The sequence below is a fragment of the Microcella sp. genome, assembly GCF_040286215.1.
In the GTDB taxonomy this organism is placed as follows: domain Bacteria; phylum Actinomycetota; class Actinomycetes; order Actinomycetales; family Microbacteriaceae; genus Microcella.
Genome location: NZ_JAVKCK010000010.1, coordinates 29,618 through 41,463 on the forward strand (window position 1 = coordinate 29,618; position 11,846 = coordinate 41,463).

Below are 11,846 nucleotides of genomic sequence, written 5' to 3' on the forward strand. Positions count from 1 at the left end.
TATCGCACCGGCCGAGCACCATCACGCGACGATCGATCGCTCCTCCGAGCGAGACCGTGCGCGTGATCTGCTGCGCTCCACTACGCGCCACAGCACCCCGCGCCTCGGCGCGATCAGGTAGACGAGAGCGAAGAGGGCCGCGTTGGTGAGCACGACCGCTCCGCCCGGGGCGACGTCGAGGTAGTAGCTGGCGTACACGCCGATGATCGAGCAGCTCGCGGCCATGACGGGCGCGAGCACGAGCATCCGGCCCATGCTGTCGGTGAGCAGGTGCGCCGTCGCTCCCGGGATGATGAGCAGCGCCACGACGAGCACGACGCCGACGATCTGCAGGCTCACGACCGCGGTCAGGGCGAGCAGCCCGAGCAGCAGTGCGGAGAGAGCGCGCGGCGAGATGCCGATCGAGTGCGCGTGGTCGGCATCGAAGGCGTAGAGCGTGAGGTCGCGCCGCTTCACGATGAGCAGGGTGAGCGCCACCGCGCCGAGAACGCCGATCTGCCACAGGTCGCCGACCGAGACGCCCAGCACATTGCCGAAGACGATGTGGCCGAGGTCGATCTGACTGGGCACGACCGAGATGAGCACGAGACCGAGAGCGAACAGGCTCGTGAACACGATGCCGATCGCGGCGTCCTCCTTGACGCGGCTGTGGTCTCGCACGAGACCGATCAGCAGCACGGCGAGGAGCCCGAAGACGAGCGCGCCGAGGGCGAAGGGGGCGCCGATCAGATACGCGAGTACGACGCCGGGCAGCACCGAGTGCGCGACGGCATCCCCCATGAGCGACCAGCCGATGAGCACGAGCCAGCAGCTCAGCACGGCGCAGACGACGGCGGCGATCGTCGTGGCTGCCATCGCCCGCACCATGAACTCGAAGCCGAAGGGTTCCAGAAGCAGGTCGAGGAGAGTCATGCGCGCTCCTCGCGGGGAAACTGGAAGGCGCGCGCGAGCCACTCGGGGGCGAGGGCGACCTCGGGCCGGTCGACGGTGATGAGCCGACGGGCGAGGAGGATGACACGGTCGGCCCGGTCGGGGAGGGTGGTGAGGTCGTGCGTCGAGACGACGACGCTGCGGCCGTCGCGCGCGAGCTGGGTGAGCAGACCCGCGATGAGGGCCTCGCTGCGCTGATCCACGCCGGCGAAGGGTTCGTCGAGCAGCAGCAGCTCGGCATCCTGCGCGAGCGCGCGGGCGAGGAGGGCGCGCGTGCGCTGGCCGCCCGAGAGCGCGCCGATGGGGCGCTCGGCGAGGTCGCTGAGCTGAACCCGAGCGAGGGCATCCTGCACCGCATCGCGATCGGATGCCCGTGCCCGCCGCATCGCGCCCAGGCGACCGTACCGGCCCATCGTCACGACCTCGCGCACCGAGAGCGGGAAGGCGCGGTCGACGCTGTCGCCCTGGGGCATGAAGGCCACCCGGCCCGCCGAGCGCGCGACGCTCGGTGCTGCCCCGAACACCCGCACTCTGCCGCTCGCGAGCGGCACCCTGCCCATGATCGCGGCGAAGAGCGTCGACTTACCGGCACCGTTCATGCCGACGAGGGCATCCACGCTGCCCGCGGCGATCTCGAGGCTCACGTTCTCGAGGGCGAGCACCTCGCCGTGACGCACCGTGACGCCGTCGAGGCTCACGACGCTCGTCATGAGGTGAGCCCGTCGATGATGAGGGCCAGGTCGTAGCGCAGCAGGTCGAGATAGCTCGGTACAGGGCCGTCGGGCTCGGAGAGGGAGTCGACGTACAGCTCTCCCGCGTAGCGGGCGCCCGTGCTCTCGGCCACCTGGAGCATCGGGTCGGAGGAGACGGTCGACTCGCAGAAGACGGCGGGCACGTCGCGGTCGCGAACGACGCGGATCGTGTCGGCGATGCGCTGCGGTGTGGACTGCTGCTCGGCGTTCACCGGCCAGATGTACTGCTCATCGAGCCCGAGGTCGCGGGCGAGATAGGAGAACGCCCCCTCGCACGTGACGAGCACGCGGCTGCTCTCGGGCACGACCTCGATCGCCGCGGTGAGCTCGGCGGAGAGCGCGCGCAGCTCGGCGGTGTAGGCGGCGGCGTTGCTCGCGAAGACGGGCGCGCCCTGCGGGTCGAGCTCGGTGAGCGCGGCGCGGATCGTCTCGACGTAGCTCTCGGCCGCCACGGGCGACATCCAGGCGTGCGGGTTGGGCGCGGTCGTACCGGCGATCGCAATGGGCTCTATGCCCTGGCTCGCGACGACGCGCGGCACGTCGAGGTTTTCGAGGAACTGCTCGAACCACGCCTCGAGGTTGAGGCCGTTGTCGATGATGAGCGCCGCATCCTGCGCCCGGCGCAGGTCTCCCGGGGTGGGCTCGTAGCCGTGAATCTCGGCGCCGACGCGCGTGATCGACTCGACACGCACACGATCCCCACCGACCTCGCTCACGAGGTCGGCGATGACGGTGAAGGTCGTCACGACGAGGGGGCGATCGTCCGCCTCCCCCGGGGTTGGCGCAGGGGCAGGGGCCGTGCAACCGACGAGCACCAGGGCCGCGAGCACTCCCAGGGCGGCGAGGCGCATCGCGCGGCGAGGCGGGGCGGTCGCCGCCGCCCGATTTTTCGGCATACCGAAAAGTTACAACCTCACGACGTCTGCGGCAACGACGCCGGCGTCGCATCGGCCCCGGCTCCGGTGGGGGCCTCGAGCAGCAGCTCGGGGTTCTCGCGCTGCAGGATGAGCAGACGCCACTCGTTCGAGAACAGCGCGAGCAGACTGCCGTCGCTGCGCTCGACGATCTCGCACTCGCGCTTGCGTTCGAGCACCTGGGCGCTGGCGCGGTCGGTGACGCGCGCGATCGAGTAGGGCAGGGCATCCCAGGCGATGGGCACCCGAAACTCGCGCTCCATACGGTCGGCGACAACCTCGAACTGCATGGGGCCGACGGCGCCGAGGATCGGCTCGCGGTCGCCGCGGCGCTCCGAGCGCAGCACCTGCACCACGCCCTCCTCGTCAAGCTGCTCGATGCCGCGGCGGAACTGCTTGTACCGGTTCGCCTCGGTGCTGCGCGCGATGCGGAAGTGCTCGGGTGCGAAGGGCTCGATCGCCGGGAAGGTCACGGCACGCTCGTCGTAGAGCGTGTGGCCGGGGCGCAGCGAAGCGGCGTTGACGAGACCGACGATGTCGCCGGGCCAGGCCTCCTCGAGCGTCGCGCGATCCTGCCCGAACACCTGCTGCGCGTACCGCGTCGCGAAGGGTCGCCCCGACTGGGCGTGCGTCACGATCATGCCGCGCTCGAAGCGGCCCGAGCACACGCGCGCGAACGCCACACGGTCGCGATGCGCGGGATCCATGCCCGACTGCACCTTGAACACGTAGGCCGAGAACGGCTCGTCGAGGGACCGCTCGGCCCCCTTGTCGTCCACGCGCACGACGGCGGGCGGCGCGGCGCTCACGATGAGGTCGAGCAGGTGGCGCACGCCGATGTTGAGCACGGCGGCGCCGAAGAGCACGGGGGTGACCGCGGTTCCGTCGGCCTCGGCCGCATCCGCCCCGACGATCGCCGCCTCGTCGTGCGCGGTCGTCCAATCGTCTCCGAACTCGGCCTCCGCCTCGGCCGGGGTGAGCGTGTCGACGCTCGCGATCGTCGCGCCGCCCGGGGTGCGGTGGTAGCGCTCCATCTGGCCGGAGGCGACGTTGAGCAGGCCGTGGAAGACGCCCGAGAGGCCGACCGGCCACGTGACCGGCTGCGGCACGAGGCCCGTGCGGTCTCGCAGCTCGTCCATGAGGTCGAGGGCATCGCGGCCCGGGCGATCCCACTTGTTGATGACGGTGATGATCGGGATGCCCCGCCGACGGCAGACATCGAACAGCTTCATCGTCTGCGCCTCGAGGCCCTTCGCCGCATCGATGAGCATCACGGCCGAGTCGACCGCCGAGAGCACGCGGTAGGTGTCCTCAGAGAAGTCGGAGTGGCCCGGGGTGTCGACGAGGTTGATCACGGCGCCCTCGTGCTCGAACTGCACGGCCGCCGAGGTGATCGAGATGCCGCGAGCCTTCTCCATCTCCATCCAGTCGGTCACGGTCGCGGCGCGGCCGCCCTTGCCGTGCACGGCGCCCGCGCTCGTGATGCGGTTCGCGTGCAGGAGAAGCGCTTCGCTGAGGGTCGACTTGCCGGCGTCCGGGTGCGAGATGACGGCGATCGTGCGGCGGCGGGACGCCTGCTCGACGACCTCGGTCATGGCTCCCCCACTTCGCTCTCGACTGCGCTCACCGCCGCGGCGCGCCTCGGCGGCACCTGTGCGCGGCTCGCGCCCGCGGCTCTTCTCCGCGCGTGTTCGACCCCTCAGTCTACGGGCGGGTGCCGGGTGGTCTCGCGCCCGAGCACCAGCGCGGGGCATCCTCAGAAAAATAACGAAAAGGCAACTAGACACCGTTACCGTTCTGTTATACCTTTCTGAGTGCGGAAGTTGTTTGCTGTGGCAGCTGACGCGGAATGTGATTGCAGGACACTCTTGGTGCAAGGGAGAGGGCCGGTTGCTTGCCTCGGCAACCGGCCCTCGATTCTGTTAACGGGCGCATCCGCCCCGTCCTCGTGGCATGCGCACCGTCGACGCCCGGCGCGTGCATACGGGTGCATAGCGTTGCATAGAGTTGACCCATGACGTCGAAATCGTTGGCCGTCGACGCGTGGGAGTCGCTGTTCCGCGCTCAGGTCTCCGTGCTGCGGCAGCTCACGGTCGAGTTCCCGACCCACGAGATCTCCTTCACCGAGTACGACGTGCTGTTCAACCTGAGCCGCGCCGAGGGTCGTCGCCTGCGCATCCGCGACCTCATCCCGCACCTCCTGCTGAGCCAGCCGAGCGTCAGCCGCCTGCTCGACCGGCTCGCCGCGCGCGGGCTCGTCGAGAAGACCCCTGACCCGCGCGACGCGCGCGGCACGATCGTCGCCCTCACAGCCGAAGGCTTCGAGCTCTTCAAGCGCGTCGCCGTCATCCACGCCGAGTCCATAGCGCGCCGCGTCGGCGGGGCCCTCGACGCGGAGGAGCTGCGGCAGCTCACCGCTCTGTGCGACCGGCTACGCGGGGAGTAGCGCCTAGAACTCCCGAGCGGGGCGCGGTGCCGAGCGCGGTGCCACCCCGAGCGCACGGAAGAGCTCGCGCCGCCGACGCAGGGCGGCGGCAGGCAGCATGCTCGACAGCAGGAGCAGCTGCGGTGCAGCCGTCCACAGCACCCTCAGGCGGGCGCGGCGCACATCGCGAGCGAAACGCGGGCGAGGACGCACCGCGGAATCCCATCGCCCGATGAGCAGCCGTGCGGCGCTCGGAACCTCGTCGACACCGAACCGGGCACGCGCGTAGGCGAGCGACGGTGCCCGCACGGGCGGGCAAGGAATGCGCAGCTGATCGAAGAAGGGACGCATGACACCCTCGCCCCCCACGGCGCGCGTGAGCTGAGGTAGCCTGACCCTTTCCTCCGGCGTGATGACGACGGAGAACTGCTGGAAGAAGAAGGCGCGAAACTCCTCCAGCCGAGGGCCGCCCGAACGGGGCCCGAGGCGGCTATGCACCGCAAGCATCATCGTCGCCAATCGATCGAGAGCCCATACCTCGCGGCCGAACGCGCGCATCGCCACCCGATCGCTCCACAACCTCTCGAAGACGCTCACCGGGTGGCGCAGGAATCCCGGGATGATCGGATACAGGTCGAGGTAGGCGTTCGAGGGCAGATGCCACAGCGAGACGACCGCGACGGGAATCACCGAGCGTGACGGGGCACGCGCCGGCACCCACCCTGCCGACCCCAGCGAGCCCAGCAGCGACCCGAACCCGACAGGGTCGACGATGAGCGACAGCGCCGTCGACGCGCGCGGAGAGATGAGCCCGTGCTGCACGTACACGACGCCGCCGCCCATGAGCACGGGGACGGCCAGGCGGTCGGCCTCGGCAAAGACGTCGCGGAACGCCTCATGGCGCGGATCGCCGGCGACCGCGTACGGAGGAAGCGGCCCCGAAGGTGCGCGGGGCGGCATGAGGGGGATGCCCGCCTCGCCCTGATCGTCCTCCACTGCCCTGCCGCCCCCGCTCGAAGAGTGATCGCAGGGTGCCGCGCGTACCCTGAACGCATGCCGCAACCCCCCAGCATCGTATGGCTTCGAGATGACCTGCGGGTCGCCGACAACCCCGCGCTGCTCGCCGCCGCGGAGCGCGAAGCACCCGTCGTGGTGCTCTACCTGCTCGACGAGGAGTCGACCGGCGTGCGACCGCTGGGCGGGGCGAGCCGCTGGTGGCTGCACCACAGTCTCGCCGCCCTGCAGTCGAGCCTCGACGAGCTCGGCGCCCGCCTCACCCTGCGGCGGGGGTCTGCTCGCGATGTGCTTCCGGCGCTCGTGCAGGAGGTCGGCGCCGACGCCGTGTTCTGGAACCGGCGCTACTCGGCCGCGCGCGAGGTCGACGCGGAGCTCAAGACGCAGCTGCGCGACGACGGCGTCGAAGTGCGCAGCTTCGCCGCCGCGGTGCTCTACGAGCCGTGGACGCTCACGACGGGCGCCGGCGACCCGTACAAGGTCTTCACGCCTTTCTGGAAGGCCGCGCTCGCGAGCGAGGAACCCCGAGAGCCGCTCCCACCGCCGACGTCGCTCGACGGCCACCGCGCCGAGAGCGAGCGGCTCGACGACTGGTCCCTGCTGCCGATCCGGCCCGACTGGGCCGAGGGTCTGCGCGAGACGTGGAGCCCGGGCGAGCGCGGCGCGCACGAGCGCCTCGAGGAGTTCGTGGAGGAGGGGCTGTCGCTCTACCACCGGCGCGATGAGCCCGGCATCGAGGCCACCAGTCGGCTGAGCCCGCACCTGCACTTCGGGGAGATCAGCCCCCACCAGATTCGCCACCGCGTGCAGCAGGGCATCAGCCCGGCGGCCGCGCGCAACCGGGCCAAGTTCCTCAGCGAGATCGGCTGGCGGGAGTTCTCCGTCAACATCCTCTTCCACTGGCCCGACCTGGCGACGGTGAACTACCGCCGCGAGTTCGATGCGTTCCCGTGGGGGGAGCCCGACCCCGATCAGCTCGCGGCGTGGCGCGAGGGTCGCACGGGCATCCCGATCGTCGACGCCGGCATGCGCGAGCTGTGGGTGACCGGATGGATGCACAATCGCGTGCGCATGATCGTGGCCTCCTTTCTCACCAAGAACCTGCTCGTCGACTGGCGCACCGGCGAGGAGTGGTTTTGGGACACCCTCGTCGACGCTGACCCCGCCAACAACGCGGCGAGCTGGCAGTGGGTCGCCGGCTCCGGTGCCGACGCCGCACCGTACTTCCGCGTCTTCAACCCTCTGCTGCAGGCAGAGAGGTTCGACCCCGACCAGGAGTACATCCGCCGCTGGGTGCCCGAGGTCGGCACCGCGGAGTACCCGGAGCCGATCGTCGATCTCAAATCCTCGCGAGACGAAGCGCTCGCGGCGTACGAGGCTGTCAAGGCGGCGAAGGCGTGAGCGTGGCGGTCGCGGCGCGGTAGGGAATACTCGACGGGATGCCCCTCTCCCGCTCGCTCACCGTGCCGCCCGCGCTGCTCGCGGTCGTCGCGATCCTCTCGGTGCAGTTCGGCAACGCGATCGCGGGCTCCCTGTTCTCCGCCGTCGGGCCGCTCGGCGCCGCAGCGCTGCGCATGACGCTCGCTGCGGCGATCCTGTGCGCCGTCGTGCGGCCCCGCGTGCGCGGCTGGGACCGCCGCACGTGGACGGGTGTCGTGGCACTCGGCGTCGGCCTCGCCGGCATGAACGCGCTCATCTACCTCGCGATCGACCGCATTCCTCTCGGCGTCGCCGTGACGATCGAGCTGCTCGGGCCGCTCGCCGTCGCGGTGGCGGGCACCCGGCGCTGGCGTGATCTCACCTGGGTCCTGCTCGCCGCGGTGGGCGTGGCGCTGCTCGGGCTCGACAGCCAGGGGCAGCTCGATCTGGCCGGCGCCCTCCTCGCCGCGGGCGCTGCCGCCTTCTGGGCGCTCTACATCGTCGCCTCTGCCCGACTCGGGCCTCGCGCCCGCGGGGTGGACGGCCTCGGGGTGGCCATGATCGTCGCGGCGGTCTTGGTCGCACCGTGGGGCGCGGGCGCGGCCGTCGCAGCGGTGGCCCTCGACCCGCTCCTGCTGCTGGCCTTCGCCGGGGTCGCCGTCATGACCTCCGCGATTCCCTACGCGCTCGAGTTCCTGGCCCTCAAGAGGATGCCCACGCGCGTGTTCGGCGTGCTCTCGAGCCTCGGCCCTGCCGTGGCGGCGCTGGCCGGCCTCCTCGTGCTCGGTCAGGATCTCTCCGACGCGCAGCTCGTCGCGATCGTCGTCGTCATGGCCGCGTGCGCCGGTGCTGTCGCCTCGAGCCGGCCACGCAGCATGAGAATCCCCTCATCCGCGCTTCCTGCCCCTCTCATCGACGCGGCCCACGATGGAGACATCATCGGGAGGGATTCCGCCTCCTGACTCGCAGAAGCAAGGAGCATCTCATGAGCCTCAACCCCAAGAACTGGATCGCCATCAGTGCCGTCTCGGCGCTCGGCCTCGCGGGCCTGACGGGTGGCGCGGTCGCGACCGCGAGCACCATGCCTCTCGTGTCGGGCTCGACCAGCCTGCAGGTTCCCGGCGTCACCGTGAACGACGACAACTCGGTCACGACGGATGACAGCGGCGACCTCTCGTTCGACGTGAACAGCGACAGCATCGTGTCGCCCTCGCCGACCTCGCCCGCGAGCACGCCCTCGCCGACCAGCACCCAGTCGCCGGTCTCCCCTGTCAGCGCTCAGTCGCCGGCATCGCCCGTGAGCGCGCAGTCGCCCGCGTCACCCGTCAGCCCGGCCTCGGTCTCGCCGGCCAGCCCCGCCTCGCCCGCGAGCGCGCAGTCGCCCGTGAGCCCCGCCTCCGTCGGCTCCTCCGACTAGGTACGCGCCGCCCGAGCCGCATCGGGGGGCTCGGTCAGCGCTGCTGCGTCACCACGACAGGCGGTCGCCCTCCCTGGAGGGTGACCGCCTGTCGTGCTGTACGCACACCGAAGGCGGCCGCCGCCACGAGATCGTCGCCGGCCAGCAGCCCGCGCAGGAGGCCTGCCGTGAAGGCGTCGCCCGCCCCGGTCGGATCCACCGGTGTGATGGATTCCACGTCCACCCGTACGGCCTTCGCACCGCGCCGCGCGATGACTACACCGTCGTTGCCGCTCGTGAGCACGACCGTCGGGGCCTGCTCGAGCAGGGCTTGAGCGCACTCCTCTGACGTCGACGCCGCGGCGCCGTCGCGCTCCGCGAACCCGAGCAGCAGCTGCGCCTCCGCCCGGTTCGGCAGCAGGATGTCCACGCCGCGGGTGTCGGCGAGAAACCGTTCGACGCCGTAGTCGACGAGAAACCCGGCCGACCCCGGGTCGAGCGACACCACCACCCCGCGGTCGTGGGCGCGGCGCAGCAGCTGCGCGAACGACTCGGCCTCGAGCGCGTCGAAGAGCGTGTAGCCGGTGAGGTGCAGGTGGGCTGCCTCGTCGAGCAGAGCATCCGTCACCGCCGCCGGCGACAGCGTCGCGTTCGCCCCGCGATCGGTCAGCATCGTGCGGCGCTCCCCGTCGACGACGATGACGATCGTGCCCGTCACCCGATCGGGGTCCTCCGTCAGGTGCGGCGTTGCGCCGGATGCCCGCAGCGCGCCCGCGTGCCGCTCGAGATCCCCGGCACCGACCCGCCCCACGAGGTCGACTGGCGCGCCGAGCCACCCCAACCACGCCGCGGTGTTGGATGCGGAGCCACCGGGTCCGCGCACGATCGTGCTCGTCGTGTCCGTATCGGCACGCACGGGGCCCTGTGGTACGACGATGATGTCGTCGATGACGTCGCCCACCACGACGACGCGCGAGCCCGCCACGTCAGGCTCCGGCCCGTACCGCCCAGGCGCGTGCGATCTCGCCCGCGACGCGCACGTTGTTGCGGGCGAGGTCGAGGTTGACCTCGAGGCTTCGGCCGCCGGAGAGCTCCACGATCGTGCCGAGCAGGAACGGCGTGACGGCCTTGCCCGTGACCCCCGCGCGCTCCGCGGCGGCGAACGCCTCGTCGAGCACGCGGTCGTGCTCCTCGCGCTCCCACGCCTGATCGGCGGGCACCGGGTTGGCAACGACGATGCCCTGACGGTGGCCGAGCGCATCGTGGGCCACCATGACCGCCGCGACGTCGGCGGGGGTCTCGACCGACCAGTCGAGCGTGAACTCGCTTTCACGCAACCAGAAACTGGGGAAGACGGTCGTGCCGAGCCCGATCACCGGCACGCTGTACGTCTCGAGGCGCTCCAGCGTCGCGGCGATGTCGAGCACGCTCTTCACCCCAGCAGAGACGACGGTGATGGGGGTGACGGCGAGCGTCGAGAGGTCGGCGGACTCGTCGAAGGTCTCGCTGGCACCGCGGTGCACGCCACCGAGCCCGCCGGTCGCGAAGACCCGGATGCCGGCCATCGCGGCGAGGTGCGCCGTCGCCGCGACGGTCGTCGCGCCGCTCGCGCCGCGTGCGGCGAGGATCGGCAGGTCGCGCACGCTCGCCTTCGCGAGGTCCTCCTCTGCGATGCGCCGCACGCCTTCGGCGTCGAGCCCGATCTGGGGCACGCCGTCGAGCACGGCGATCGTCGCGGGCGTGACGCCCTGATCCCGCAGCAGCTGCTCGAACTCGAGTGCGGCCTGGTGATTGCGGGGACGGGGCAGACCGTGGCTGATGATCGTCGACTCGAGGGCGACGACGGGGCGGGTATCCGCGAGGGCGAAGGCCACCTCATCAGAGAGACGGAAGAAGGTCACACCGCCATGCTAGTGAGCGGCGCGCTCGAGCCGGTCGCGGATGGCGACGGCGATTCCCTGCTCGCCGGGAGTGAACGCGACCACGCGCACGAGCCCACGGTCGTCGGCAGCTCTCAACGCCGCGTAGAGCTGCCGCGCATACTCCTCCGCTGTCGCGGGCTCGGCCAGCCGAACCACCCCCGGCGGCGTCTCGTGGTGGCGCAACGCGATCAAACCGTCGCCCGCACGAGGCTTCTCATCGAGAACGACACGCGCCTCAGGCGCGTAGTGCGATGGCAGGGATCCGCTGACTCGCATCATCGATGCTGGCTCACCGAGCGTCAGACCCGTCGCGGCCTCGACCATCGCGGCTGTGATGGCACCGGGACGAAGAATGGCCGGCGCCGGCCCCGTGCAGTCGACGATCGTCGACTCGATTCCCACGGCCGAGGGGGATCCGTCGAGAACGACGTCGTCGGGGCCGAGCAGGCCGCCGAGCTCATCCCGCACGGCGTCTGCGCTCGTAGGTGAGACCCGCCCGAACCGGTTCGCGCTGGGCGCCGCGACTCCGCGGCCACCATGCTTGTCGAATTCGCGCAGCAGGTCGAGGGCGATCGGATGACTCGGCACACGCACCCCCACGCTTGACTGCCCGCCGGTCACCGCGTCGGGCACGGTCGACGAACGTTGCAGAATCAGCGTCACCGGACCGGGCCAGTACTCACGCGCTAGCGCCTCGGCGTAGGGCGGCACGTGGTCGACGAGCTCACCCACTCGCTCCAGCGCACTCACGTGCACGATGAGGGGATGATCGCTCGGCCTGCCCTTCACCGCGAAGATGCGCGCCACCGCCGCAGGGTTGGTCGCATCCGCGCCGAGCCCGAACACGGTCTCGGTCGGAAAAGCGACGAGGTGCCCCTCAGCGAGCGCCCGGCCGGCGTCGCGCACAGCGAGAGTCGTCATGACGATGAATGCTCCCGCCGCCGAGAGTGCCCAGACGGTATGTGACGGTGGCGCGCCCGGAGAGACTCGAACTCCCAACCTTCTGATCCGTAGTCAGATGCTCTATCCATTGAGCTACGGGCGCGTGTCGCACGTGGCGACTGAGAGAGCATA

General features: G+C 70.9%; 12 protein-coding genes and 1 tRNA gene. 4 read left to right on the forward strand and 9 right to left on the reverse strand.

Going from position 1 to position 11,846, the window contains the following annotated elements; all coding sequences use genetic code 11:
• Window positions 1–21: 21 nt before the first annotated feature.
• The 4 genes from RJQ01_RS04800 to RJQ01_RS04815 are packed head-to-tail and all read right to left on the reverse strand — an operon-like array spanning window position 22 to window position 4,191.
• Window positions 22–912 carry a metal ABC transporter permease gene (locus RJQ01_RS04800; protein ID WP_350475588.1) on the reverse strand — a complete coding sequence of 297 codons (891 nt, stop codon included), beginning with the start codon at window positions 910–912 and terminating at the stop codon, window positions 22–24.
• Window positions 909–1,640 (reverse strand): metal ABC transporter ATP-binding protein, encoded by a 732-nt coding sequence (locus tag RJQ01_RS04805; RefSeq protein ID WP_350475589.1) that lies wholly within the window; start codon window positions 1,638–1,640, stop codon window positions 909–911. The genes RJQ01_RS04800 and RJQ01_RS04805 overlap by 4 nt, the downstream gene beginning before the upstream one ends.
• Complete coding sequence (locus RJQ01_RS04810) at window positions 1,637–2,578, reverse strand: metal ABC transporter substrate-binding protein (RefSeq protein ID WP_350475590.1); 942 nt, start codon at window positions 2,576–2,578, stop codon at window positions 1,637–1,639. The genes RJQ01_RS04805 and RJQ01_RS04810 overlap by 4 nt, the downstream gene beginning before the upstream one ends.
• Before the next feature lie 17 nt (window positions 2,579–2,595).
• A complete protein-coding gene (locus tag RJQ01_RS04815) occupies window positions 2,596–4,191 on the reverse strand; it encodes a peptide chain release factor 3 (RefSeq protein WP_350475591.1) in 1,596 nt (531 codons plus the stop codon).
• A gap of 419 nt (window positions 4,192–4,610) precedes the next feature.
• On the opposite strand from RJQ01_RS04815, the gene RJQ01_RS04820 reads away from it, so the two are divergent.
• On the forward strand, window positions 4,611–5,042 hold the full coding sequence (locus RJQ01_RS04820) for a MarR family winged helix-turn-helix transcriptional regulator (RefSeq protein ID WP_350475592.1): 432 nt from the start codon (window positions 4,611–4,613) through the stop codon (window positions 5,040–5,042).
• A 3-nt stretch (window positions 5,043–5,045) separates the two neighbouring features.
• Here RJQ01_RS04820 and RJQ01_RS04825 read toward each other — a convergent pair whose 3' ends face one another.
• A complete protein-coding gene (locus RJQ01_RS04825) occupies window positions 5,046–6,017 on the reverse strand; it encodes a hypothetical protein (protein WP_350475593.1) in 972 nt (323 codons plus the stop codon).
• A gap of 57 nt (window positions 6,018–6,074) precedes the next feature.
• On the opposite strand from RJQ01_RS04825, the gene RJQ01_RS04830 reads away from it, so the two are divergent.
• From RJQ01_RS04830 to RJQ01_RS04840, 3 genes are read left to right on the forward strand one after another with little or no spacing between them, the layout of a single operon-like run.
• Window positions 6,075–7,436: a cryptochrome/photolyase family protein gene (locus RJQ01_RS04830; protein WP_350475594.1), complete on the forward strand. Its 1,362-nt coding sequence runs from the start codon at window positions 6,075–6,077 to the stop codon at window positions 7,434–7,436.
• A gap of 38 nt (window positions 7,437–7,474) precedes the next feature.
• On the forward strand, window positions 7,475–8,416 hold the full coding sequence (locus tag RJQ01_RS04835) for an EamA family transporter (RefSeq protein ID WP_350475595.1): 942 nt from the start codon (window positions 7,475–7,477) through the stop codon (window positions 8,414–8,416).
• A gap of 23 nt (window positions 8,417–8,439) precedes the next feature.
• Window positions 8,440–8,871 carry a superantigen-like protein SSL4 gene (locus RJQ01_RS04840; RefSeq protein WP_350475596.1) on the forward strand — a complete coding sequence of 144 codons (432 nt, stop codon included), beginning with the start codon at window positions 8,440–8,442 and terminating at the stop codon, window positions 8,869–8,871.
• 34 nt (window positions 8,872–8,905) lie between these two features.
• Here RJQ01_RS04840 and RJQ01_RS04845 read toward each other — a convergent pair whose 3' ends face one another.
• The 4 genes from RJQ01_RS04845 to RJQ01_RS04860 all read right to left on the reverse strand — a co-directional run bounded on the left by RJQ01_RS04845 (window position 8,906) and on the right by RJQ01_RS04860 (window position 11,817).
• The gene (locus tag RJQ01_RS04845) at window positions 8,906–9,835 is read right to left on the reverse strand and encodes a carbohydrate kinase family protein (RefSeq protein WP_350475597.1); all 930 of its coding nucleotides are present in this window, start codon (window positions 9,833–9,835) and stop codon (window positions 8,906–8,908) included.
• A 1-nt stretch (window position 9,836) separates the two neighbouring features.
• Window positions 9,837–10,751 carry a pseudouridine-5'-phosphate glycosidase gene (locus RJQ01_RS04850; RefSeq protein WP_350475598.1) on the reverse strand — a complete coding sequence of 305 codons (915 nt, stop codon included), beginning with the start codon at window positions 10,749–10,751 and terminating at the stop codon, window positions 9,837–9,839.
• Between the two features lie 9 nt (window positions 10,752–10,760).
• Complete coding sequence (locus RJQ01_RS04855; RefSeq protein ID WP_350475599.1) at window positions 10,761–11,693, reverse strand: L-threonylcarbamoyladenylate synthase; 933 nt, start codon at window positions 11,691–11,693, stop codon at window positions 10,761–10,763.
• A 48-nt stretch (window positions 11,694–11,741) separates the two neighbouring features.
• Window positions 11,742–11,817 (reverse strand) — tRNA-Arg (locus RJQ01_RS04860).
• Window positions 11,818–11,846 lie beyond the last annotated feature (29 nt).

Coding starts and splice junctions, on each gene's coding strand:
- RJQ01_RS04840 (WP_350475596.1), top strand. CDS start 8,440: ATGAGCCTCAACCCCAAGAACTGGATCGCCATCAGTGCCGTCTCGGCG.
- RJQ01_RS04805 (WP_350475589.1), bottom strand. CDS start 1,640: ATGACGAGCGTCGTGAGCCTCGACGGCGTCACGGTGCGTCACGGCGAG.
- RJQ01_RS04835 (WP_350475595.1), top strand. CDS start 7,475: ATGCCCCTCTCCCGCTCGCTCACCGTGCCGCCCGCGCTGCTCGCGGTC.
- RJQ01_RS04815 (WP_350475591.1), bottom strand. CDS start 4,191: ATGACCGAGGTCGTCGAGCAGGCGTCCCGCCGCCGCACGATCGCCGTC.
- RJQ01_RS04855 (WP_350475599.1), bottom strand. CDS start 11,693: ATGACGACTCTCGCTGTGCGCGACGCCGGCCGGGCGCTCGCTGAGGGG.
- RJQ01_RS04830 (WP_350475594.1), top strand. CDS start 6,075: ATGCCGCAACCCCCCAGCATCGTATGGCTTCGAGATGACCTGCGGGTC.
- RJQ01_RS04800 (WP_350475588.1), bottom strand. CDS start 912: ATGACTCTCCTCGACCTGCTTCTGGAACCCTTCGGCTTCGAGTTCATG.
- RJQ01_RS04810 (WP_350475590.1), bottom strand. CDS start 2,578: ATGCCGAAAAATCGGGCGGCGGCGACCGCCCCGCCTCGCCGCGCGATG.
- RJQ01_RS04820 (WP_350475592.1), top strand. CDS start 4,611: ATGACGTCGAAATCGTTGGCCGTCGACGCGTGGGAGTCGCTGTTCCGC.